The organism is Ensifer sp. (assembly GCF_031989085.1).
Classification (GTDB): domain Bacteria; phylum Pseudomonadota; class Alphaproteobacteria; order Rhizobiales; family Rhizobiaceae; genus Ensifer.
In genome coordinates, this window is the sequence record NZ_DALZXU010000004.1 from 114197 (window position 1) to 136336 (window position 22140).

The window sequence follows — 22140 nt, forward strand, 5'->3', positions numbered from 1 at the left end:
GTGAATCGTCCACGTTTCGTTAACCACCGCGATTAAAGGAAACTCTGTGGGTCGATGTCGAGCTGGACGCTGATCGATCCTCGCTCCTTCGGCCCTGCGGCAATCATCGCCTTGACGAAAGCCTGCATGTCGCTGTTGCGGCGGCCGTGCACCAGCAGACGGAAGCGGTGGCGGCCGCGGATCAGCGCCAACGGCGCCTCGGCCGGCCCGAGAATAGAGATACCGTCGGTGCGCGGTGCAGCGCTTCGAAGCCCGCGTGCATGGGTCTCGGCATCCTGGCGGGTATCGGCAGACACGATCAGCGACGCCAGCCGGCCGAATGGCGGCAGCAGCGCCTTCTCGCGCTCGGCGATCTCGCGGTCGTAGAAGGCGTCGGCGTCACCGGAAACGATCGCCTGCATCACCGGGTGCTGCGGCTGGTAGGTCTGCAAAAGCCCAAGGCTCTTCAGACCCGTTCGGCCGGCGCGTCCGGTCACCTGCGACAACAGCTGGAAGGTCCGCTCGGCCGCACGCGGATCGCCATTGGCAAGACCGAGATCGGCATCGATGATGCCGACCAGCGTCATCAGCGGGAAATTGTGGCCCTTGGCGACGAGCTGCGTGCCGATGACGATGTCGGCCTCCCCGCGGGCAATCGCCTCCAGCTCCAGCCGCAGTCGCTTGACGCCCATCAGGTCGGACGAGAGCACGATGGTGCGCGCGTCTGGAAAATGGCGCTCCACTTCTTCGGCGATACGCTCGACGCCGGGACCGCAGGCAACGAGGTGATCGAAGGTGCCGCATTCCGGGCACGCTTCCGGCGTCTTTTCCGCATAGCCGCAATGGTGGCACTGGATCTGGCCGCGAAACCGATGCTCGACCAGCCAGCTTGAACAATCCGGGCACTGGAAACGATGGCCGCAGACGCGGCAGAGCGTCAGCGGCGCGTAACCGCGCCGATTGAGAAACAACAGCGCCTGCTCGCCACGTTCGACCGCCTTGCCGATCTGGTTGATCAGCACGGGCGACAGGAAGCCGCCGCGCGCCGGGGGATGCTGGCGCATATCGACGACGCCGAGGCGCGGCAGCGCCGCGTCGCCAAAACGCGTGGGCAGATGGATCGGCTTGTAGCGGCCGACCTCGCCATTGACCCGGCTTTCCACCGACGGCGTCGCCGAAACCAGAACGACGGGAAAGCCGGTGATGCGCCCGCGCACCACGGCCATGTCGCGGGCGTTGTAGAACACCCGGTCCTCCTGCTTGTAGGCAGGGTCATGCTCTTCGTCGACGATGATGAGGCCGAGTTCCTCGAAAGGGAGAAAAAGCGCCGAGCGCGCACCGGCGACCACGCGCACCGTGCCCGTCGTCACCTGTCGCCAGACCTTTTCGCGGGTTCTTGGCGCCAGATCCGAATGCCACTCTGCCGGCTTGGAGCCGAAGCGATCCTGGAAGCGTTCGAGGAAGCTTGCCGTCAAGGCAATTTCCGGCAGCAGGATCAGCACCTGTTTGCCCGCCCGGAGCGTTGCGGCGATCGCCTCGAAATAAACCTCGGTCTTGCCCGAGCCGGTAATGCCGTCGATCAGCGATACCGAAAAGCCGCCCTGTTCGACGGCGGCCAGCAGATCGGCGGCCGCATCCTTCTGCGGACCTTCGAGCCGGGGGGCGGCGTAGTCGGGGTCGGGTGCAGCCACCACCGGCGGCGGCGCCATGAACACGGTCTCGAACACACCTTGCTGGGTCAGCCCGTCAATGACGCTCGAAGACGTGCCGGCCGCATGCGCAAGCCCCGAGCGCGTCCACGAGAAGCCGTCATTGGCAGCCGCGATAACGCGTTCGCGCGCCGTCGTCATGCGCTCCGGGCGCATGTCGGTCAGCCGCAGGGCCTCCACCATCGGCTCCGGATCGAAGGCGGCGGGTGCGCGCAATGCCATGCGCGCCACCAGCCCCGGCGGCGTGACCGTGTAGGTCGCCACCCAGTCGAGAAACGTGCGCATGTCGGGGGTCAGCGGCGGGCAGTCGAACACCTTTTCGATCGCCTTCAGCTTTTTCGGATCGACGCCGCCATCGTCGTCGCCATCCCAGACGACACCCGCGACCAGACGGGGGCCGAGCGGCACCTGCACGATCGAGCCGGGCTCGACCGCCATGCCGTCTGGCACCGCGTAGGAATAGGCCTTTGACGCCGGCATCGGCACCAGAACTGGCACGACGCGACGGGCGGAAACTGGCCCGAATAAATCGGTTGAATCGCGAGTCATTTTGCCGTGACCTTGCCACGTCTTTCGGTTAAAGAAAACTGCGCTGCGAACCGCAGCCTTGCCGGCGCAGGGTTTCTCACGGTTCCACCAGAGTTTCAACGCGCGCGATCTCTGCCACAGGAATTCCTCCCGGTAGATATGCGCCCGAACGGCAATCGTGCCCCAAGGGAGTGACCTCCATGAAATTTTTCGTTGATACCGCCGACGTCAAGGAAATCCGCGAGCTGAACGATCTCGGCCTCCTCGACGGCGTCACCACCAACCCTTCGCTGATTCTCAAGTCGGGCCGTGACATCACCGAAGTCACCAAGGAAATCTGCGGCATCGTCGAAGGCCCGGTTTCGGCCGAAGTGACCGCGACCGAATATGCCGAAATGATGAAGGAAGCGGCCGTTCTGTCGAAGATCGCCGACAACATCTGCATCAAGCTGCCTCTGACGCTCGACGGCCTCAAGGCCTGCAAGGCGCTGACCTCGGACGGTCACCAGACCAACGTGACGCTGTGCTTCTCGGCCAACCAGGCGCTGCTCGCCGCCAAGGCCGGCGCGACCTTCGTTTCGCCCTTCGTCGGCCGCCTCGACGACATCGCGTTCGACGGCATGGACCTGATCCGCGAAATCCGCCACATCTTCGACAACTACGGCTACGAGACCGAAATCCTCGCGGCCTCGATCCGCACCGTGAACCACGTCAAGGAAGCTGCGCTCATCGGCGCTGACGTCGTCACCGCGCCGCCGGCGACGCTGAAGGCACTGGTCAAGCACCCGCTGACCGACAAGGGCCTCGAAACCTTCCTCGCCGACTGGGCGAAGACCGGCCAGAAGATCGCCTGATTTTTCGGCGATAGACATTCGAGGGCTCCGCAGCGATGCGGGGCCCTTTTTTATGGATCGTCGTCGTCCATCAGGCCGGTCAGCCGCATGCCGTCGATCCAGGTGGCGCTGTCCTTGCGGATGACCCGGCGGGCGCGAACGCCGCAGCGCTCGCGGATCGCCTCTGCCAGCCGCTCCGAATGGGTAACGATCCAGATCTGGCTGTCGCGCGCGGCACTGGCAATCATGTCGGCGAGCGCCGGCAGCATATCCGGGTGCAGGCTGGTTTCCGGCTCGTTGAGGGCGATGAAGGGCGGGCGGCGATAAGACAACAGCGCGGCCGCGAGCGCCAGGAACCGCATCTGCCCGTCGGACAGTTCGCGCGTCGAAAACGGCCGCTGCGGGAAATCGGGAAAGACCAGCGAAAACTCGGCGAACTGGCCTGGATCGGGGACGTCGAGATGCGCCCCGCCAAAGGCATCGGCAATGGCACGGTCGAGATCGACCGTATCCTGCCGCGTGTGCCTGAGCGTCGCAAACACCGCCGCCATATTGGTTCCGTCCTCGTCGAGCATCGGGGCGGTGACGGCCAGGCACGGCAGCCGCAACGGCGAATCGCGATCGGTGCGAAAGCCGTGGAAGAACCGCCACTGGTCGACGGCGCGGCGGAAGGTGCCGATCTCCGGATAGTGCCCCGCATCGCCCAAAAGCGCGATCGCCGTTTCCGATTGCAGCGCCTGCTCGGGATAATCTTCCATCCGACCACGCTCGCCACGCACGAAGATGCCGGGGCCTGAACGCTTCATCATCGTCACCGGCCGCCGTCCGGTTTCGACGCTCAGTTCCTCCTCCTTGACCTGCGGCTCGAAGGCAAAGCCCGCTGCGGCGACCGGCGGGCGCAGCCCGGCCTCGATCCGGTAGCGGAAGGTGATGGCGCGCTCCTCGTCCATCAGCTCGGTCTCAAGGCGGATGCGCGCCGGTTTGTCGGCCCGCCTGCGGCCGCTCCAGAGCGCCGAGGACATGCCGCCCTCCCGGGCGATCTCATAGGCAAGGCTGCCGCGCACGGCCGCCTGCACCAGTTGCAGCGCCCGGTAGAGATTGGACTTGCCGACCCCGTTCTCGCCGATGAACAGGTTGACCCCGGTCAGGTCCATCCTGATCGACTTCAGCGAACGGTAATTCTCGGCAAACATCGAGCGAAGCAGCATGGCACTGGCTTAGCCGATTCCCCTGGCAACATGAAGGGATCAGGCGGTAGCGGTGACGCGCGCCACGGGCCGAAACGCCGCATCGGCGTCGCGTGCAAGGTCGAACACTGTGTGGCGCTCCAGGGCCTTCGTCACCTCTCCGGCGTCGCCATCGAGCGCCTCCGGCGCGATCAGGTTGCCGATGCGGAAATCGAAGAGATCGCCCTTCTTGTTGAGCAGCTCGTGAAACACCGTCATGTCGCGCAGCTCGGTCGACCACTTGGCAAACCAGTAGAACAGCCCGGAGTTGCGCGCGCTGATATGCACCGGCAGGATCGGCAGGCCGTATTTGCGTGCAAACCCCACCGCCGACGTCTTCCACGGCCGCTCGTTGAGCCGTCCGTCGGCCCAGTAGGCGATGCGACCCGAAGGAAACAGCACCGTCGCCTTGCCTTCGCCGATCGCCCGGTTGGTGACCTGCAGCGTTTCGCGGGCTTTCAGCTTGCTCTTGTGCTCCTCGCGCCATTCGACCGGAATGACCATTTCGACGAAACGCGGATTGACGCGGATCGCGTCGCGGTTGGCAAAGAACATCATGTCCGGCCGACGGTGCTTCAGAAGATCGAAAACGGCGATGCCGTCGGCGATCCCGGTCGGGTGGTTGCTGACCAGCAGAAAGCCGCCCTTATCCGGGATCCGCTCGGCCCGGTCGACGCGCACGTCGAGAGACAGAAGGGAACTCAGATGCTGAAAAGCCTGAAAACCAGGGACGTTGGCCACCGCATCGGCAAATTCCAGCGCCTTTCGATAATTCAGAAGCGTGTAGAGAAAGGGCCGGATAGCGGGCCACATCGGGCTCCTGACGATCCGCTGGCCACGCTCGGCAATGAGCGTATCGACGATGTGCCCGGGCTGCCCTTGCGAGACCAGGGCGATCACTTCAGCAAAATGCGCGATCCCGTTCACCGTCGCCCGTCCCGCCATGGCTTCATCCGATTCTTTCCGGCTGAACATGGCAATTCAATATGATCTAGGGATGACAGATTCCAAGGGTACGTTAGCAAAAACCTAAGAGGCGCAAGCGCATTGTCGATGACCTGTTATCGTGGAAAACGACAATGAACGAGCTGCTCGTCATCGGCCATCCGGACCTGCTTGCAGAGCGCCAGCGCTGGCTGCAAGGGCTCCTGCAGGAGCGCCGCCTGTCCGACAATACCGTCGAGGCCTATGAGCGCGACACGCGCCAGTTCTTGACATTCCTCACCGGCCATCTCGCCGGCCCGCCCCGCCTTTCCGACATCAGCACATTGCGCCCAGCCGACCTTCGCGGCTTCCTTGCCCAGCGCCGCAAGGGCGGTGCCGGTGCCCGCACGCTCGGCCGCGGCCTGGCAGGCCTGCGCTCGTTCCTGCGTTACCTTGAGCGCAGCGGCCTTGCCAATGCCGCCGGAGCGGCGGCCGTGCGCTCGCCAAAGCAGCCGAAATCGCTGCCCAAGCCACTGACCGACCGCGAGGCCCTCAACGTCGTCACGACGGATGCGCAGCTAGCCGAGGAGCCTTGGGTGGCAGCACGCAACGCCGCCGTGCTGACGCTGCTCTATGGCTGCGGCCTGCGCATATCAGAAGCGCTGGACCTGACCCCGGGCGACTTTGCCGGAACGCCAACGTCGCTGCGCATCAACGGCAAGGGCGGCAAGACCCGCATCGTGCCGCTGATGGCCGTCGCGCGCGACGCGGTTGCGACCTATCTCAGGCTTTGCCCCTATCATGCCGGCGCCGACCAGCCGATGTTCCGCGGCACCCGTGGAGCAAAACTTCAACCGGCGATCATCCAGCGCGAGATGCAGAAGCTGCGCGGCGCCCTTGGGCTTCCCGACACGGCCACGCCGCATGCGCTGCGCCATTCCTTCGCCACGCATCTGCTAGCCGGAGGCGGTGATCTCAGGACAATCCAGGAGCTGCTCGGCCACGCCAGCCTGTCCACGACCCAGGTTTATACCGGCGTCGACCCGACGCGGCTTCTGGAGATCTACGACCGGGCGCATCCCCGGGCCTGAATTTCGCCCGTGCCCGAATTTGGTCCGTGCCTGATTTTGGGCGGACAAGCGCGTTAACCATACCCTTTAAGGAAGCCGTGACCGACGAGGCGTAGGGTCCGTTGATCTCGCATTTAATTAGGAAGTGATCATGTACTCGATCGCCAAGCCCGTCCGTCAGCTCGCGGCCAGGGCCGCCGATATGGCCCTCTGGCTGATCGCGCTCATCCATCTGCTTCTGGCGGCAAGCCTGATCGCCGCTGTGCTGTCGGTCTCGGATGCCTCTGCAGCCACCGACATGATCTGCGGCGGCAAGAACCTGATTGCCGGCTTCGAGAAGACCGATCCGGAAAAGCTCGCGAGGCTGAAGGCGGAAGCGGACGCCGTCCCCAATGGCCGTGGCATTTTCTGGAAGATCGAGAAGGACGGCATTGCGCCCTCCTGGCTGCTCGGCACCATGCATGTGACCGATCCGCGCGTGCTTGCCATGCCCAAGGGCGCTTCGGACGCTTTTGCCAAGGCGTCGACCGTCATCGTCGAATCCGATGAGATCATCGACGAGCAGAAGTCGGCCGCCGCCATCCTGATGCGGCCCGACCTGACGATGTTTGCCGACAACAAGACCATCAACGACTTCCTCGGCGCCGACGATCGCGCCCGGCTCGAACAGGGCTTGAAGGCGCGCGGCATCCCGCTGACGCTGGTGGCCAAGATGAAGCCCTGGATGATCGCCAGCTTCGTGGCGCTGCCCGCCTGCGAGATGACGCGCAAGGCCGCCGGCGCGTCCTTCCTCGACAAGAAGCTCGCCGAAGATGCCGTGCGTGAGGGCAAGACGCTGAAAGGGCTGGAAACCCTTGTCGAGCAGCTGGCCGCGATGGATTCGCTGCCGACCGAAATGCACCTGCGCGCGCTTATCGAGACGCTCGCGCTCGGCAAGACCATCGACGACGTGCTCGCCACCACAACCGACCTCTATCTTTCGGGCGACACTGGCATGATCATGCCGATGATGAAGGCCGTGTCCGAGGATGTGTCCAGCGAGGACGCCGGCTATGCCGACTTCGAGCAGCGCATCATCATCGACCGCAACAGGACGATGGCGACACGGGCCGAGCCGATCCTTGCCGGCGGCAACGCCTTCATGGCCGTCGGCGCGCTGCATCTTGCCGGCGACCAGGGCCTTGTCGAGCTTCTGAAGCGCCAGGGCTTCTCCCTCACCCGCGTCGATTGACGATCGCTCGCCGGCAATCGGCGACGGCGAAGGACATTTGCCGCGCTCAGGCGCTTGCGCCGGCGCAGCTATCCGGATCGGTTTCGGCTTCCGGGGTATGGGCGGCCACGATCCTCGACAGGCGACGATAGCCGCAAAGCGCGGCGGCAAGGATAAGGACGCCGGCTGCGACGGCAATGGCAAAGCCGGTTTGCACACCGAAGCGCGCGACCACGACACCGGCAGCAGCCGCACCTGCTGCAGCCCCGATGCCCAAGCCCGTCGTCAGCCAGGTCAACCCCTCGGTCAACTTGGCCGGCGGCACCACGATCTCGCCCATGCTGAGCGCAACGATCATCGTCGGCGCGAAAAACACACCCGACAGAAACATCATCGCGGCAAGGCTGGTGACGCCGTCGACCAGCAACAGCGGCAGGGTGCTGGCAGCTGTCATTGCCGCTCCGATCAGGAACAGTTTCGGCAGTGGCAGACCGATCCTGACGGCACCAAACGTCAGGCCGGCGATGCAGGACCCGAGCGCATAAAGGGAAAGAACGACGCTCGCGGCCGCGGGCTGTCCCTCTGCCTGGGCAAAGGCGACGCTGACGACATCGATCGTGCCGACGATCACGCCCATGCCGGCAAGCGCCAGGATCAGGACATGCAAAGCGGGGTAGCGAAGCGCCGAGCCCGTGATGATGGTTTCGGGCGGCCGCACCGGCGGCTCGGTACCCTTCTGCAGCACGAAGGCGGTCACGCCAATGGCCAGAAAAACGGCGGCGGCGAGCGGCCCTGCCTCTGGGAACAACCCGACGCTGAGGCCCACCGCGATCGGCGGGCCGACGATGAAGCAGACTTCATCGAAGACCGATTCCAGGGAGAATGCCGTCTTCAACTCGGGACGGCCGCGGTAGATTTCGCTCCATCGCGCCCTGGTCATGGCCGACATGCTCGGCGCGGAGCCCGCAATGAGCGCGAAGACGAACAAAGTCCAGTCCGGCGCGTGCCAGTGGGTCGCAATCAGCAGACCCGCAGTGCCGGCGATGCTGAGCGCGGCAGCAATCGGCAGGACGCGGCTCTGGCCGAAACGATCGACGAGCCGCGAGACCTGCGGCGCCACCAGCGCCAGGGCCAGCGTGAAGGCTGCGGCGACCCCACCGGCAAGACCATAGGAGCCGCGCGCCTGGGCCAGCATGGTGATGATGCCGATCGCCATCATCGACAGTGGCAGGCGCGAAACCAGGCCCGCCAGCGTGAAGCCAATCGTGCCGGGGACGGCGAAGATCTGTCCGTAAGGATTTGTCATGAAAACTCCAGCGACGCGCCGTGTAGCGCCCGCATTGACATACGCGATGTATGTGAGAGATACTGACATACGCCTTGCATGTCAATTGACATACGAGACGTATGTCAACTTGGAGGCACCGATGGCACGGCGTGCGCGCAGCGAAATGATCGAAGAAACGCGAGGCAAGCTTGTAACAGCGGCGCGCGATGCCTTTGGTCGACTGGGCTATGCCGACACGTCAATGGATGACCTGACCGCCGCCGCGGACCTGACCCGCGGTGCGCTCTACCATCACTTCGGTGACAAAATGGGTCTGCTGCGGGCGGTGGTCACGGCCATGGATGCCGAGATGGACGAAAGGCTCAACGCCGTATCCGCGACGCCGGACCTTTGGGCGGGTTTCGTCGGCCGATGCCGGCTCTATCTCGAAACGGCACTCGAGCCTGACATTCAGAGGATCGTTCTCAAGGACGCGCCGACGTTCCTCGGACCGGACTATCTGCAGGCAAGCAGGCGCGCGTGCCACACATCGCTGACCGAAAGGCTATCAACGATGATGGCAACCGGCGTGATCCGTGGGGGTGACGCCGAGACGCTGGCGCACATGATCAACGGTGCGCTTGTCGATGCCGCCCTGTGGATCGCCGGGGCCGCCGATCCCGCCCCGCGGCTGGCGAGCGCCATTGCCAATCTCGACCTGTTGCTTTCGGGTCTGAAGGCACCGGGCCGAAGCTGACGCCGCTCAGCCGCGGGCGCCCGCAGCGCCCGTCAGCAGCGTCGGCACGATGACCTTGTGAAACGGCATGACCGCCGCCAGATAGATGCGCCCGAGCGTGTTGTGACGCCGGATCAGCGTCGTCACTCCGACGATCTGGTTGACGGCCGATCCTGCCCTGATGTCGACGATGATGCGGAAATCAAGATGCGCATCGTCGAAGCCAAGCACGACCTCGTCGTCGGTCCGCGACACGACCGGGAATGGCCCGATCAGGCCCTGGTTTCCGTGCCGGGGCGCCTCGGTCTTCAGGCCGACCAGCGATACCAGCCGGTTGCGCATCGCCATCAGGCCGCTCACCCAGGGCGGTAAATTGCCAAGCGCGCGCTCGGCCGCCTCCATTGCCGTCAGCCCCTTGCCATTGAGAGCAAGCTCGAAGCGATCGGCCCAGTCGGTATTAGGCAGATGCGGGCTCGGCAGATGAACGGGGGCGGGTCTCGGTTTCATGATCCCTCTTGGCCATAGCGAGAGCAACTCCGGGAAAGTGACCGGAATTGCGCGATTGCCAGAAGCGACGATATCCGTCGCTAGCGCATGGGATCGATGATCGCGCCGAATGAAGGCGCGCGGCAGGGGGCCGCTTGTCGCAGCCCCCTGCCAAATCGTCACATGTGGATCGGCTTGAAGAAGGTCGACAGTGCCGCTTCCTTGACCGCTTCCGACATGGTCGGGTGCGCGTGGCAGGTGCGGCCGAGATCTTCCGACGAGCCGCCGAACTCCATCAGCACGGCAATCTCGTGGATCATCTCGCCGGCGCCGAAGCCGACGATGTGACCGCCGAGAACCCGGTCGGTTTCCTTGTCGGCAAGGATCTTGACGAAGCCGTCGGTCACCTGCATCGCCCGCGCCCGGCCGTTGGCCGTGAACGGGAACTTGCCGACCTTGTAGGCCACGCCCGCAGCCTTCAGCTCTTCCTCGGTCTTGCCGACGGAGGCCACTTCCGGCTGGGTGTAGACGACGCCGGGGATGACGTCATAGTTCACGTGGCCGGCCTGGCCCGCGAGGATTTCGGCAACTGCAACGCCTTCGTCCTCGGCCTTGTGCGCCAGCATCGGGCCGCGCACCACGTCGCCGATGGCATAGATGCCGGCAACGCTGGTCTGGAAGTGATTGTCGATCTCGACGCGGCCGCGCGGGTCCATGACCACGCCGGCTTCGGCAAGGCCAAGGCCTTCGGTGTAGGGCTTGCGGCCGGTGGCGATCAGCACGACGTCGGCGTCGAGCGTGACGGCGTCACCGCCCTTGACCGGCTCGAACGTCACCTTGGCACCCTTGCCGTCCTTGACGACGCCGGTCACCTTGGCGCCGAGCTTGAAGTCCATGCCTTGCTTGGCCAGCATGCGCTGGAACTGCTTGGAGACTTCGCCGTCCATGCCGCCGAGGATCGCATCGAGATACTCGACCACGGTCACCTTGGCGCCGAGACGGGCCCACACCGAGCCGAGCTCGAGGCCGATGACGCCGCCACCGACGACGATCATGTTGGCCGGAACCTTGTCGAGCGCGATGCCGCCGGTCGACGAGATGATCACCTTTTCATCGATATCGACGGCAACGCCTGGAATGCCTGCAACGTCGGAGCCGGTGGCGATGACGATGTTCTTCGTCTCGAGCACCTGGACTTCGCCCTTGTCGTTGGTGACGGAGACCTTGCCCTGGCCGAGAACCTTGCCGGTGCCCTGGATGCCCTCGATCTTGTTCTTCTTGAACAGGAAGGAAACACCCTCGACGTTGGCCTTAACGGTCGCATCCTTGTGCGCCATCATCTTTGTCAGATTGAGCTTCGGTGCAGCGACTTCGACGCCGAGCGCATCGAGGCCATGGCCGGCCTGGTGGAACATTTCGGAAGCGTGCAGCAGCGCCTTCGAGGGGATGCAGCCGATGTTGAGGCAGGTGCCGCCATAGGTGGCGCGCTTTTCGACGACGCCGACCTTCAGGCCGAGCTGTGCCGCCTTGATGGCGCAGACATAGCCGCCGGGGCCGCTGCCGATAACGATGAGATCATAAGCCATAATATTATCCTTCCTTCAGGGACGGTTACCGTCCGCCGCTGACATTGAGAATGGCTCCCGTCACGTAAGTCGCCTTATCGGACAGGAGGTAGAGAACCGCATCCGCCACTTCCCCGGCCGTGCCGGGTCGCTGGACGGGGATGGTTGACGCGAGATCGCGTGCCCGGTCCGGCAGCCCGCCGGACGCGTGGATTTCTGTGTCGATGATCCCCGGGCGAACGGCGTTGACCCGCACGCCCTCGGTTGCGACTTCGCGCGCAAGACCGATGGTGAACGTGTCGATCGCTCCCTTTGAGGCCGCATAATCGACATATTGCGCCGGCGAGCCGAGCTCCGCGGCGACCGACGAGATATTGACGATGACGCCGCCCTTGCCGCCGTGGCGCGTCGACATGCGGCGAACCGCCTGCCCCGCGCACAGGATCGAGCCGGTCACGTTGATGCGGAACATCCGCTCCAGCCGCTCGACCGACATCTCGTCGACACGCTGGGTCGGGCCGACGATACCGGCATTGTTGACCAGCCCGTCGAGCCGCCCGAAGGCCCTGTCGATGGCGGCAAACATTGACTTGATGTCCGCGTCGGACCCGACATCGCCTCTGAGCGCGATCGCCGATCCGCCACCCTCAACGATCGCCGCGACGACCGCATCCGCGGCAGCGGCATTCGATGCATAGTTGACGACGACGGACCAGCCGGCCTTGGCGGCGCCAAGGCAAATCTCGGCCCCGATGCCCCGGCTGCCGCCGGTGACGAGTAGGACGGGCGCTTGCCTCATGCCGCACACCCCTTGAGGGTGAAGGCATCCCAGCTGTCGGTTTCGGCCTTGCCATTGCCCCAGGCGCTTGAAGCGCGAAGGGCCGGGCCGAAATCAGGCAACAGGATCTGGTGTGCGGCGGGCGCCGTTTCAGCCGGGATCTCGGCGATCGCGCCAGCCTTGTCGACGGAATAGACTGTCCCCTGCCAGACGGTGCAGGCGCGGAGCTCCTCGCCGGTGGCATCGCCTTCTGGGCAATTGTGCATGACGATGCCGGTCGCGCGTTCCGGCTCGCCCGCCGGCATGACGACGCCATCAAGCAACAGACCGGGTTTCAAGACCGCAATTTTGAAATGGTTGCTGGTAACGGCACTTTCCGATCCCACCGGCTCGAAACGCAGCTCGTATCCGCCATCGCGGTCGCCATAGATGGCGCGCGCCTGGCTGCACTCCGCGCCGAGCGCCGGCGTGGCGGCGACCACGCCGAGTGCAGCAAGGAGAATGGCGCGGGCAAGAACCATGATCAGGCCGCCTTCTCGGTCGCAAGCTTCAGGCCGAGCGCAATGAACACGAAGCCGCTGGCGCGATCGATCCACTTGCTGGCGCGGGTGAAGGCGGCGCGCATGCGCGGCGTCGTCATGAACAGGCTGACGCCGACGAACCACGCGATCAGGCAGGTGGCCATGACAAGGCCATAGCCGAACTTGATCATCATCGGCGTGTGGGCGTGAACGACCGTCGAGAAGATCGACAGGAAGAAGAACACCGGCTTCGGATTGAGCGCATTGGCGGCAAAGCCGAGACCGAAGGCCTTGGCGGCCGACTGGCTCTTCGCAGGTTCGCCCGACGGGCCCGCATCGACGGAAATATCCGTCTGCCCGGCCCTGAGCGCCTTGATGCCGATATAGATCAGGTAAGCGACGCCGCACCATTTGACGATGTTGAACAGGTAGATCGACTGCGAAATGATCAGCCCGAGGCCAAGGATCGTGTAGGTGACGTGAAACATCAGCGAGGTGCCGATGCCGAACGACGTGATGATCGCCGGGCGGCGGCCATGGACGATCGACTGGCGCATGACCATCGCCAGGTCGGCGCCGGGCGAAACGATGGCGAAGGAGAAGATCGCCATCAGCGACGCGAGTTCGAGGAGATACTGGCTCATGGTTGCGCTACCGGTGCGTTGAAGGCCCAGACGTGGCCGAAGGGATCCCTGATGCGCGCATAGCGCGCCTGCCAGAACGTATCCTGCGGCTCCAGCACTGTCGATGCCCCGGCAGCGACCGCCCGCGCATGGGCCGCATCGACGTCGCCGGATTCGGCCAGGTTGATGCTGATCGCGACGCCGGTGCCGCCAACCGTCAGCGGCGAGAGAACACTGCCACCGAACTCGGGAAATTCGTCATGCAGCATCACTTCGCCGCGGAACATCGCGAGATTGGCATGCATCACCCGTTTGCCGTCTTCCGCCATCTGCTGGAAGGTGTTCACCGCGCCGAAGGCTTTCTCGTAGAAGGCAATGGCGGCCAGCCCATCCCTGACGCAGATATGGGCCTGGATCGGCGGTACGTCGGTTCCGAATGCCATGTCCTTGCGTCTCCGTTCAGTGCATTTCCAGGAAGAGTACGAAGCGGTCTTTCGTCAGTAAGCGCTTAAAAAACAAACAGGAGCATTTCCAGTTGTCCGTGCAAAACCGCAGGCGCTCTAGACGAGGATGCCTGCCAGCATCATCAACAGTCCGGCAGCGGACACCGTCCATACGGCCGAGCGGACCAGGCCAAGACCGCCGACATAGATCGGCAGGTAGGCGACCCTAGCCCAGAACCAGATCATTGCGCCCCATTGCGTCAGCCCGTCGCTGCGGCCGGAAAGCTCGATCACCACGGCAAGCGCAATGAAGACCGGATAGGTCTCATGGAAATTGCGCAGCGCCCGCGTGGCCCGTCCGGTGAACACGTTGGGCTCGGTCGCCACATCGCGGTTGGTGTCGGCTTCGATGATGCCGTTCTGCAGCCGATAGGCGCCCGCCTGCGCCATCACATAGACGACGGCCAGCACGGCACTCCAGAGCAGATAGGTCAGTTCCAGCGACATGGTGCGATCCGCGATGATCGGGCCGGAGAAGGAAACGGGGGCTGCGATTGCGCCCCCGTCATTGTCTTAGAGATCGAGAACCAGACGTTCCGGATCCTCGAGGCTGTCCTTGACGCGCACGAGGAAGGTAACCGCTTCCTTGCCGTCGACCATGCGATGGTCGTAGGACAGCGCCAGGTACATCATCGGACGGATGACGATCTGGCCGCCGACGACAACTGGACGGTCCTGGATCTTGTGCATGCCGAGGATGCCCGACTGCGGTGCATTCAGGATCGGCGAAGACATCAGCGAGCCGTAGACGCCACCGTTGGAGATGGTGAAGGTGCCGCCCTGCATGTCTGCCATCGACAACTGACCGTCGCGGGCAAGCTTGCCCAACCGGCCGATGTCCTTCTCGATCTCGGCGATCGACATCTGGTCGGCATCGCGAACGACCGGAACGACAAGACCCTTGTCCGTACCGACGGCGACGCCGATGTGGCAGAAATTCTTGTAGATGACGTCCGTGCCGTCGATCTCGGCGTTGACGGCCGGGATTTCCTTCAGCGCGTGGGTGACGGCCTTGGTGAAGAAGCCCATGAAGCCGAGCTTCACGCCATGCTTCTTCTCGAAGATGTCCTTGTAGCGGTTGCGCAGGCTCATGACCGCGCTCATGTCCACTTCGTTGTAGGTGGTGAGCATGGCGGCGGTGTTCTGCGCGTCCTTGAGGCGACGGGCGATCGTCTGGCGCAGGCGGGTCATCTTGACGCGCTCTTCGCGAACGACGTCCTCGGTGGTCGACGGCGCGCGGGCCTGAACCTTGACCGGCTCGGCAGCGGCCGGAGCCGAAATGCCCTTGGCGACGGCAGCAAGCACGTCACCCTTCAGTACCTGGCCACGCTTGCCCGAACCGTCGACCTGGTCGGCCGAGAGGTTGTTTTCGGCAAGCAGCTTGCCGGCGGACGGTGCCGGCGGCATCGACGATGCGACGGGGGCCGCAGCAGCAGCGGCAGGCTGGGCAGCCGGAGCGGCAGCAGCCGGTTCGGCCTTCTTCTCGGCAGCAGCCGGAGCGGCTGCAGCAGCGCCGGCGCCAGCGGCGATCTGGCCGAGCAGGGCACCGAGACCGACGGTCTCGCCGGCCTGGGCAACGATTTCGGAGAGAACGCCGGCGGACGGTGCCGGAACTTCGATCGTCACCTTGTCGGTTTCAAGTTCCAGCAGCGGCTCGTCTGCCTTGATGGCATCGCCGACCTTCTTGAACCAGGTGCCGACGGTCGCTTCACTGACGGATTCGCCAAGGGTGGGAACGCGGATTTCTGTTGCCATGATTTTTGTTCCGTTGATCAGATATCTGTTTCTATCGATTGGCTCGGCGCCAAGGGGGCAATCAGCCCCCCAGCGCGTCCTCGAGGAAGGCGGCCAGCTGCGCCATGTGCTTCGACATCAGGCCCGTTGCCGGCGATGCGGCAGCCGGACGGCCGGTGTAGCGCACGCGCTGATACTTGGCGTCGATATGGGCAAGCACCCATTCCAGGTACGGGTCGATGAACGACCAGGCGCCCATGTTCTTAGGCTCTTCCTGGCACCAGACCATTTCCGCGTTGCGGAAGCGGCTGAGCTCGTTGATCAGCGCCTTGGCCGGGAACGGATAGAGCTGTTCGACGCGCAGCAGGTAGACGTCGTCGATGCCACGCTTCTCGCGCTCTTCGAGCAGATCGTAGTAGACCTTGCCGGAGCAAAGCACGACGCGACGGATCTTGGAATCCTTCTGCAGCTTGATCGGGCCGTCCTTGATGACTTCGGCGTCATCCCACAGCAGGCGGTGGAACGAGCTTTCGCCGGCCATTTCCGACAGGCTCGAAACCGCGCGCTTGTGGCGCAGCAGCGACTTCGGCGTCATCAGGATCAGCGGCTTGCGGAAGTCGCGCTTCACCTGGCGGCGCAGGATGTGGAAGTAGTTCGCCGGCGTCGTGACGTTGGCGACCTGCATGTTGTCTTCCGCGCAAAGCTGCAGGAAGCGCTCGAGGCGTGCCGAGGAGTGCTCCGGACCCTGACCTTCATAACCGTGCGGCAGCAGGCAGACGAGGCCTGACATACGCAGCCACTTGCGTTCGCCCGACGAGACGAACTGGTCGAACACGACCTGCGCGCCGTTGGCGAAGTCGCCGAACTGGGCTTCCCAGAGGGTCAGCGCGTTCGGACGGGCCAGCGAGTAGCCGTATTCGAAGCCGAGCACAGCCTCTTCCGAAAGCATCGAGTTGATGACTTCGTAGCGGGCCTGGGTCGGTGCGAGGTTCGCAAGCGGGATGTAGCGATCTTCGGTCTGCTGATCGTAGAGAACCGAGTGGCGCTGCGAGAAGGTGCCGCGTTCGCAGTCCTGGCCGGACAGGCGGATCTTGGTGCCTTCGACGCAGAGCGTGCCGAACGCCAGCGCTTCCGCCATCGCCCAGTCGATCCCCTCGCCGGTTGTCACCATGTTGGCGCGGTTTTCCATGAAGCGCTGGATGGTGCGGTGCGCGTTGAAGCCCGCCGGGATCTCGGCGATCTTGCGGCCGATTTCCTTCAACTGCTTCATCGGCACGGAGGTCTTGCCGCGACGCTGTTCGTCCTGGTTGTCAGCCGAGCGCAGGCCCGACCAGACGCCATCCAGCCAGTCCGCCTTGTTGGGCTTGTAGGACTGGCCAGCCTCGAACTCCTGCTCGAGATGGGCGCGCCAATCGGCTTTCATCTTCTCCACTTCGCCTTCGCTCATCAGGCCCTCGGCGACCAGGCGGTCGGAGTAGAGCTGGACGACGGTCTTGTGGCCGCGGATGACCTTGTACATCTTCGGCTGCGTGAACGCAGGCTCGTCGCCTTCGTTGTGGCCGAAGCGGCGGTAGCAGAACATGTCGATGACGACAGGCTTGTGGAACTTCATCCGGAATTCGGTGGCGATCTTGGCCGCGTAGACTACCGCTTCCGGATCGTCGCCGTTGACGTGGAAGATCGGCGCCTCGATCATCTTGGCCACATCCGAAGGATAGGGCGACGAACGCGAGAAGGCCGGATTGGTGGTGAAGCCGATCTGGTTGTTGATGATGAAGTGGACCGTGCCGGCAACGCGGTGACCCCGCAGGCCCGACAGACCCAGGATTTCGGCAATGACGCCCTGGCCGGCGAATGCCGCGTCGCCATGCAGCAGCAGCGGCATGACCTTGGCGCGTTCGCGCAGCGGGATGATGTCGCCTTCGAACACGGTCGCCATCTGGTCCTGCTTGGCGCGGGCCTTGCCCATGACCACAGGGTTGACGATTTCGAGGTGCGACGGGTTGGCCGTCAGCGACAGGTGAACCTTGTTGCCGTCGAATTCGCGGTCGGAGGAAGCACCGAGATGGTACTTCACGTCGCCGGAACCTTCGACGTCGTCAGGCGCGTAGGAGCCGCCCTTGAACTCGTGGAAGATGGCGCGATGCGGCTTGGCCATGACCTGGGACAGGACGTTCAGGCGACCGCGGTGGGCCATGCCGAGAACGATTTCCTTCAGGCCTTCCTGGCCGCCGCGCTTGATGATCTGCTCGAGCGCCGGGATCAGCGATTCACCGCCGTCGAGACCGAAGCGCTTCGTGCCCTTGTACTTGACGTCGATGAACTGCTCGAAGCCTTCCGACTCGATCAGCTTCTGCAGGATCGCCTTCTTGCCCTCGGGCGTGAACTCGACGCCCTTGTCCGGGCCCTCGATGCGTTCCTGGATCCAGCCCTTCTCTTCCGGGTTGGACATGTGCATGAATTCGACGCCGATCGTCGAGCAATAGGTGCGCTCGAGGATTTCGACCATCTCGCGAATGCTCGCGTATTCGAGGCCAAGCACGTTGTCGATGAAGATCTTGCGATCGAGGTCCTTCTCCTCGAACCCGTAGTTCGAAGGCGAAAGCTCGTTGTAGTCGTCGACCGGAGCGGCAAGGCCAAGCGGGTCGAGCTTGGCATGCAGGTGGCCGCGGGCGCGGTAGGCGCGGATCATCATGATGGCGCGCACCGAATCGCGGGTCGCCTGATGGATATCGGCAGCGCTTGCCGGCGTGCCGCTGACGGCAGCGGCTTCTTCAGCCTTCGCCTTCACCTTCTTTTCGATGACCTTTTCGACCGTGCCCCAGTCGCCGTCGAGCGCGGAGACGAGTTCGCCGTTGGCGACGATCGGCCAGTTGGGCTTCTTCCAGGAGGCGCCCTTGGCGGCCTTCACCACATCTTCGGGCTTGTCGGCCAGCGCCTTGAAGAAGGCCTGCCATTCAGCCGAGACGGATGACGGGTCCGTTTCGTAGCGTGCATAGAGCTGCTCGATATAGGCGGCGTTCGCGCCGTCCAGAAACGATGTGAGCTGGAATTGCTCGTTGGCCTCTTGCCTTGCCATGGGTTCTCGCGGACGTTTTGGTCCGCCTCCTGACTTTAAGTTGGGATGCCGGGTTTTCCCGGTCGTTCATCATTATCAGGCGCCTTACGTGCGCCCGGCATGCGTCATAACTGCGGTCGTCGGGGCCGGTTGATATCGCCAGCCCCGACGGCGCTTATGTAGGGTCAGCCCTTGAGGACTTCGACCAGCGTCTTGCCAAGGCGCGCCGGCGAAGGCGACACGCGGATGCCTGCCTGCTCCATCGCAGCGATCTTGGATTCCGCATCGCCCTTGCCGCCGGAAACGACGGCGCCGGCATGACCCATGGTGCGGCCCTTCGGCGCGGTACGGCCCGCGATGAAACCGGCCATCGGCTTCTTGCGGCCCTTCTTGGCTTCGTCGATCAGGAACTGCGCCGCTTCTTCTTCAGCCGAGCCGCCGATTTCGCCGATCATGATGATCGAGGTCGTGGCTTCGTCGGCCAGGAACATTTCCAGGACGTCGATGAACTCGGTGCCCTTGACCGGGTCGCCGCCGATGCCGACAGCCGTCGTCTGGCCGAGGCCTTCGTTGGACGTCTGGAACACGGCTTCATAGGTCAGCGTGCCCGAGCGCGAGACGATGCCGACCGAACCCTTGCGGAAGATCGAGCCCGGCATGATGCCGATCTTGCATTCTTCCGGGGTCAGGATACCGGGGCAGTTCGGGCCGAGAAGGCGCGACTTGGAGCGGTCGAGGCGAGCCTTGACGCGGACCATGTCGGCAACCGGGATGCCTTCGGTGATGCAGGTGATGAACGGGATTTCGGCATCGATCGCTTCGATGATCGCGTCCGCGGCACCAGCCGGCGGAACGTAGATCACGGATGCGTCCGCACCGGTCTTTTCACGGCCTTCGGCAACCGAAGCGAAGATCGGCAGGGTTTCGCCCTTGGAGCCGGTCCAGGTTTCGCCGCCCTTCTTCGGGTGGATGCCACCGACCATCTGCGTGCCGTAATAGGCAAGCGCCTGCTCGGTGTGGAAGGTTCCGGTCTTGCCGGTCAGGCCCTGAACGAGGACCTTGGTGTTCTTGTTGACGAGAATCGACATGTGGTCTGGTCCTTCAGTTAGCCGTTGATCGCGGCAACGATCTTCTTGGCAGCGTCATCCAGATCGTCGGCGGCGGTGATCGCCAAGCCGGATTCGTTCAGGATCTTCTTGCCAAGCTCGACATTCGTGCCTTCGAGACGAACGACCAGCGGAACCTTGAGACCGACTTCCTGGACGGCCGCAACGACGCCTTCAGCGATGACATCGCACTTCATGATGCCGCCGAAGATGTTGACGAGGATGCCCTCGACCTTCGGGTCGGCCGTGATGATCTTGAAGGCTGCCGCAACCTTCTCCTTGCCCGCGCCGCCGCCGACGTCGCAGAAGTTCGCCGGCTCCTTGCCGTAGAGCTTGATGATGTCCATCGTCGCCATGGCAAGGCCGGCACCGTTGACCATGCAGCCGATGTTGCCGTCGAGCGCCACATAGGCGAGGTCCCACTTGGAGGCCTCGATTTCCTTTGCGTCTTCTTCGGTTTCGTCGCGCAGAGCCTTGATGTCGTCGTGGCGGAACAGCGCGTTGCCGTCGAACGAGACCTTGGCGTCGAGAACGCGCATGCGGCCGTTCTTCATGACGATCAGCGGGTTGATCTCGAGCAGGCTCATGTCCTTCTCGACAAAGGCCTTGTAGAGGATCGGGAAGAGCTTTTCGGCGTCGGCCTTGGCTTCGCCTTCGAGCTTCAGGGCCGAGGTGAGCTTGGCCAGATCAGCGGCGGTGACGCCGGCTTCCGGGTTGATCGCGACGTTGACGATCTTTTCCGGCGTGTCGTGCGCAACAGCCTCGATGTCCATGCCGCCTTCGGTCGAAACGACGAAGGCAACCTGGCCGACCGAGCGGTCGACGAGCAGCGACAGATAGAGTTCGCGCTCGATGTCGGCGCCGTCCTCGATGTAGAGGCGGTTCACCTGCTTGCCGGCCGGACCGGTCTGCGCGGTGACGAGCGTGTTACCGAGCATGTCCTTGGCATGTGCCTTGGCTTCATCGATCGAGAAGGCCAGGCGAACGCCGCCCTTGGCTTCGGGGCCGAGTTCCTTGAACTTGCCCTTGCCGCGACCGCCAGCATGGATCTGGCTCTTGACCACGTAGAGCGGGCCCGGGAGCGACTTGGCAGCGGCTTCGGCTTCGTCGGCGGAGAAGATCGCGACACCTTCCGCGACCGGCGCGCCGTAGCTCTTCAAGAGAGCCTTGGCCTGATATTCATGAATGTTCATGGTGTTTTTCCTGTCTGGAGCATTCTGCAGGCGGGACAATTGCCCGCCCGCGAAAATGCGGCAAAAACAAAAGGTCGAGCGAATGCAGGCATCCGCTCAACGGGACGCGATTACTGCTTCAGGCTCGGCGCGATGCCGATGCAGGTTTCGCAAAGGCCGGCAACCGAAGCGACCGACTTGTCGAAAGCTTCCTTCTCGGCCTTGTTGAGGTCGATCTCGATGATGCGCTCGACGCCGCCGGCACCGATCACGGTGGGAACGCCGACATACATGTCCTTGACGCCGTACTGGCCGGTCAGGTGAGCGGCGCAGGGGAGCACGCGCTTCTTGTCCTTGAGGAAGGCTTCGGCCATCTCGATCGCGGAAGCGGCCGGTGCGTAGTAGGCAGAGCCGGTCTTGAGCAGGCCGACGATTTCGGCGCCGCCGTCACGGGTGCGCTGGATGATTTCTTCGAGGCGCTCCTTGGTGACCCAGCCCATCTCGACGAGGTCGGTCAGCGGAATGCCGGCAACGGTCGAGTAGCGGGCGAGCGGCACCATGGTGTCGCCGTGGCCGCCGAGAACGAACGCGGTGACGTCCTGGACCGAGACGTTGAATTCCTGGGCGAGGAACAGGCGGAAGCGCGCGCTGTCGAGAACGCCGGCCATGCCGACGACCTTGTTCTTCGGCAGGCCGGAGAACTTCTGCAGCGCCCAGACCATGGCGTCGAGCGGGTTGGTGATGCAGATGACGAAGGCGTTCGGGGCGTACTTCTTGATGCCCGCGCCGACCTGTTCCATGACCTTCAGGTTGATGCCGATCAGATCGTCGCGGCTCATGCCCGGCTTGCGGGCAACGCCGGCGGTGACGATGCAGACATCAGCACCTTCGATGGCGGAATAGTCGCTGGCACCGGTCAGGTTCGCGTCGAAGCCTTCGACCGGCGAGGACTGAGCGATGTCGAGACCCTTGCCCTGCGGGATACCGTCGGCGATGTCGAAGAGGACGATGTCGCCCAGTTCCTTCAGGCCGGCGAGATGCGCCAGCGTGCCACCAATCATCCCTGAACCGATAAGTGCGATCTTGTTGCGCGCCATGAAAGTGCTTCCTTT

The 22140-nt window shown here is 63.9% G+C and carries 20 protein-coding genes; 4 read left to right on the top strand and 16 right to left on the bottom strand.

What is annotated here, in order from left to right:
- Nucleotides 1–32: 32 nt before the first annotated feature.
- Entirely contained in the window at nucleotides 33–2237 is a 2205-nt protein-coding gene (locus tag RTP54_RS19435; protein ID WP_112815039.1) for a primosomal protein N', read from the bottom strand.
- A gap of 179 nt (nucleotides 2238–2416) precedes the next feature.
- Between RTP54_RS19435 and fsa the strand changes: the two genes are divergently transcribed.
- Nucleotides 2417–3070 carry a fructose-6-phosphate aldolase gene (gene fsa / locus RTP54_RS19440; RefSeq protein WP_025425070.1) on the top strand — a complete coding sequence of 218 codons (654 nt, stop codon included), beginning with the start codon at nucleotides 2417–2419 and terminating at the stop codon, nucleotides 3068–3070.
- 50 nt (nucleotides 3071–3120) lie between these two features.
- On the opposite strand, the gene RTP54_RS19445 is transcribed toward fsa, so the two are convergent.
- Nucleotides 3121–4257 (bottom strand): AAA family ATPase, encoded by a 1137-nt coding sequence (locus tag RTP54_RS19445; RefSeq protein ID WP_112815038.1) that lies wholly within the window; start codon nucleotides 4255–4257, stop codon nucleotides 3121–3123.
- A 39-nt stretch (nucleotides 4258–4296) separates the two neighbouring features.
- A complete protein-coding gene (locus tag RTP54_RS19450; protein ID WP_312365217.1) occupies nucleotides 4297–5220 on the bottom strand; it encodes a GNAT family N-acetyltransferase in 924 nt (307 codons plus the stop codon).
- A gap of 134 nt (nucleotides 5221–5354) precedes the next feature.
- On the opposite strand from RTP54_RS19450, the gene RTP54_RS19455 reads away from it, so the two are divergent.
- A complete protein-coding gene (locus RTP54_RS19455) occupies nucleotides 5355–6290 on the top strand; it encodes a tyrosine recombinase XerC (RefSeq protein ID WP_112805457.1) in 936 nt (311 codons plus the stop codon).
- A 130-nt stretch (nucleotides 6291–6420) separates the two neighbouring features.
- The gene (locus tag RTP54_RS19460) at nucleotides 6421–7500 is read left to right on the top strand and encodes a TraB/GumN family protein (protein WP_112833292.1); all 1080 of its coding nucleotides are present in this window, start codon (nucleotides 6421–6423) and stop codon (nucleotides 7498–7500) included.
- 46 nt (nucleotides 7501–7546) lie between these two features.
- Here the strand turns inward: RTP54_RS19460 and RTP54_RS19465 are convergent, their stop codons facing one another.
- On the bottom strand, nucleotides 7547–8785 hold the full coding sequence (locus RTP54_RS19465) for an MFS transporter (protein WP_312365221.1): 1239 nt from the start codon (nucleotides 8783–8785) through the stop codon (nucleotides 7547–7549).
- A gap of 121 nt (nucleotides 8786–8906) precedes the next feature.
- Between RTP54_RS19465 and RTP54_RS19470 the strand changes: the two genes are divergently transcribed.
- A complete protein-coding gene (locus RTP54_RS19470; protein ID WP_312365223.1) occupies nucleotides 8907–9503 on the top strand; it encodes a TetR/AcrR family transcriptional regulator in 597 nt (198 codons plus the stop codon).
- Between the two features lie 6 nt (nucleotides 9504–9509).
- Here the strand turns inward: RTP54_RS19470 and RTP54_RS19475 are convergent, their stop codons facing one another.
- From RTP54_RS19475 to mdh, 12 genes are all read right to left on the bottom strand, one after another.
- Nucleotides 9510–9989, bottom strand: a complete 480-nt coding sequence (locus tag RTP54_RS19475; RefSeq protein WP_312365225.1) for a DUF2867 domain-containing protein — start codon at nucleotides 9987–9989, stop codon at nucleotides 9510–9512.
- A gap of 158 nt (nucleotides 9990–10147) precedes the next feature.
- Nucleotides 10148–11554, bottom strand: coding sequence for a dihydrolipoyl dehydrogenase (gene lpdA / locus RTP54_RS19480; protein WP_112805467.1), 1407 nt, complete (start codon nucleotides 11552–11554; stop codon nucleotides 10148–10150).
- Nucleotides 11555–11579: 25 nt separating this feature from the next.
- Nucleotides 11580–12332: an SDR family oxidoreductase gene (locus RTP54_RS19485; protein WP_312365229.1), complete on the bottom strand. Its 753-nt coding sequence runs from the start codon at nucleotides 12330–12332 to the stop codon at nucleotides 11580–11582.
- Nucleotides 12329–12832 (bottom strand): hypothetical protein, encoded by a 504-nt coding sequence (locus tag RTP54_RS19490; RefSeq protein WP_312365231.1) that lies wholly within the window; start codon nucleotides 12830–12832, stop codon nucleotides 12329–12331. The genes RTP54_RS19485 and RTP54_RS19490 overlap by 4 nt, the downstream gene beginning before the upstream one ends.
- 2 nt (nucleotides 12833–12834) lie before the next feature.
- Nucleotides 12835–13476: a LysE family translocator gene (locus tag RTP54_RS19495; RefSeq protein WP_112805473.1), complete on the bottom strand. Its 642-nt coding sequence runs from the start codon at nucleotides 13474–13476 to the stop codon at nucleotides 12835–12837.
- Nucleotides 13473–13898: a VOC family protein gene (locus tag RTP54_RS19500; protein ID WP_312365233.1), complete on the bottom strand. Its 426-nt coding sequence runs from the start codon at nucleotides 13896–13898 to the stop codon at nucleotides 13473–13475. Before RTP54_RS19500 ends, RTP54_RS19495 begins: the two co-directional genes overlap by 4 nt.
- A 117-nt stretch (nucleotides 13899–14015) precedes the next feature.
- Nucleotides 14016–14405 carry an MAPEG family protein gene (locus RTP54_RS19505; RefSeq protein ID WP_312365234.1) on the bottom strand — a complete coding sequence of 130 codons (390 nt, stop codon included), beginning with the start codon at nucleotides 14403–14405 and terminating at the stop codon, nucleotides 14016–14018.
- A gap of 66 nt (nucleotides 14406–14471) precedes the next feature.
- Complete coding sequence (odhB, locus tag RTP54_RS19510; protein ID WP_112805479.1) at nucleotides 14472–15713, bottom strand: 2-oxoglutarate dehydrogenase complex dihydrolipoyllysine-residue succinyltransferase; 1242 nt, start codon at nucleotides 15711–15713, stop codon at nucleotides 14472–14474.
- Nucleotides 15714–15774: 61 nt separating this feature from the next.
- Nucleotides 15775–18771 (bottom strand): 2-oxoglutarate dehydrogenase E1 component, encoded by a 2997-nt coding sequence (locus tag RTP54_RS19515; RefSeq protein WP_312365236.1) that lies wholly within the window; start codon nucleotides 18769–18771, stop codon nucleotides 15775–15777.
- A 164-nt stretch (nucleotides 18772–18935) separates the two neighbouring features.
- Nucleotides 18936–19838: a succinate--CoA ligase subunit alpha gene (gene sucD / locus RTP54_RS19520; protein ID WP_112805483.1), complete on the bottom strand. Its 903-nt coding sequence runs from the start codon at nucleotides 19836–19838 to the stop codon at nucleotides 18936–18938.
- Nucleotides 19839–19855: 17 nt separating this feature from the next.
- Complete coding sequence (gene sucC, locus RTP54_RS19525) at nucleotides 19856–21049, bottom strand: ADP-forming succinate--CoA ligase subunit beta (protein ID WP_112805485.1); 1194 nt, start codon at nucleotides 21047–21049, stop codon at nucleotides 19856–19858.
- Between the two features lie 110 nt (nucleotides 21050–21159).
- Nucleotides 21160–22125 carry a malate dehydrogenase gene (mdh, locus tag RTP54_RS19530; protein ID WP_112805486.1) on the bottom strand — a complete coding sequence of 322 codons (966 nt, stop codon included), beginning with the start codon at nucleotides 22123–22125 and terminating at the stop codon, nucleotides 21160–21162.
- Between the last annotated feature and the right edge of the window lie 15 nt (nucleotides 22126–22140).

Coding starts and splice junctions, on each gene's coding strand:
- mdh (WP_112805486.1), bottom strand. CDS start 22,125: ATGGCGCGCAACAAGATCGCACTTATCGGTTCAGGGATGATTGGTGGC.
- RTP54_RS19495 (WP_112805473.1), bottom strand. CDS start 13,476: ATGAGCCAGTATCTCCTCGAACTCGCGTCGCTGATGGCGATCTTCTCC.
- odhB (WP_112805479.1), bottom strand. CDS start 15,713: ATGGCAACAGAAATCCGCGTTCCCACCCTTGGCGAATCCGTCAGTGAA.
- RTP54_RS19445 (WP_112815038.1), bottom strand. CDS start 4,257: ATGCTGCTTCGCTCGATGTTTGCCGAGAATTACCGTTCGCTGAAGTCG.
- RTP54_RS19505 (WP_312365234.1), bottom strand. CDS start 14,405: ATGTCGCTGGAACTGACCTATCTGCTCTGGAGTGCCGTGCTGGCCGTC.
- RTP54_RS19500 (WP_312365233.1), bottom strand. CDS start 13,898: ATGGCATTCGGAACCGACGTACCGCCGATCCAGGCCCATATCTGCGTC.
- RTP54_RS19455 (WP_112805457.1), top strand. CDS start 5,355: ATGAACGAGCTGCTCGTCATCGGCCATCCGGACCTGCTTGCAGAGCGC.
- RTP54_RS19460 (WP_112833292.1), top strand. CDS start 6,421: ATGTACTCGATCGCCAAGCCCGTCCGTCAGCTCGCGGCCAGGGCCGCC.
- RTP54_RS19490 (WP_312365231.1), bottom strand. CDS start 12,832: ATGGTTCTTGCCCGCGCCATTCTCCTTGCTGCACTCGGCGTGGTCGCC.
- RTP54_RS19475 (WP_312365225.1), bottom strand. CDS start 9,989: ATGAAACCGAGACCCGCCCCCGTTCATCTGCCGAGCCCGCATCTGCCT.
- RTP54_RS19470 (WP_312365223.1), top strand. CDS start 8,907: ATGGCACGGCGTGCGCGCAGCGAAATGATCGAAGAAACGCGAGGCAAG.
- lpdA (WP_112805467.1), bottom strand. CDS start 11,554: ATGGCTTATGATCTCATCGTTATCGGCAGCGGCCCCGGCGGCTATGTC.
- RTP54_RS19435 (WP_112815039.1), bottom strand. CDS start 2,237: ATGACTCGCGATTCAACCGATTTATTCGGGCCAGTTTCCGCCCGTCGC.
- sucD (WP_112805483.1), bottom strand. CDS start 19,838: ATGTCGATTCTCGTCAACAAGAACACCAAGGTCCTCGTTCAGGGCCTG.
- RTP54_RS19515 (WP_312365236.1), bottom strand. CDS start 18,771: ATGGCAAGGCAAGAGGCCAACGAGCAATTCCAGCTCACATCGTTTCTG.
- RTP54_RS19465 (WP_312365221.1), bottom strand. CDS start 8,785: ATGACAAATCCTTACGGACAGATCTTCGCCGTCCCCGGCACGATTGGC.
- RTP54_RS19485 (WP_312365229.1), bottom strand. CDS start 12,332: ATGAGGCAAGCGCCCGTCCTACTCGTCACCGGCGGCAGCCGGGGCATC.
- fsa (WP_025425070.1), top strand. CDS start 2,417: ATGAAATTTTTCGTTGATACCGCCGACGTCAAGGAAATCCGCGAGCTG.
- RTP54_RS19450 (WP_312365217.1), bottom strand. CDS start 5,220: ATGGCGGGACGGGCGACGGTGAACGGGATCGCGCATTTTGCTGAAGTG.
- sucC (WP_112805485.1), bottom strand. CDS start 21,049: ATGAACATTCATGAATATCAGGCCAAGGCTCTCTTGAAGAGCTACGGC.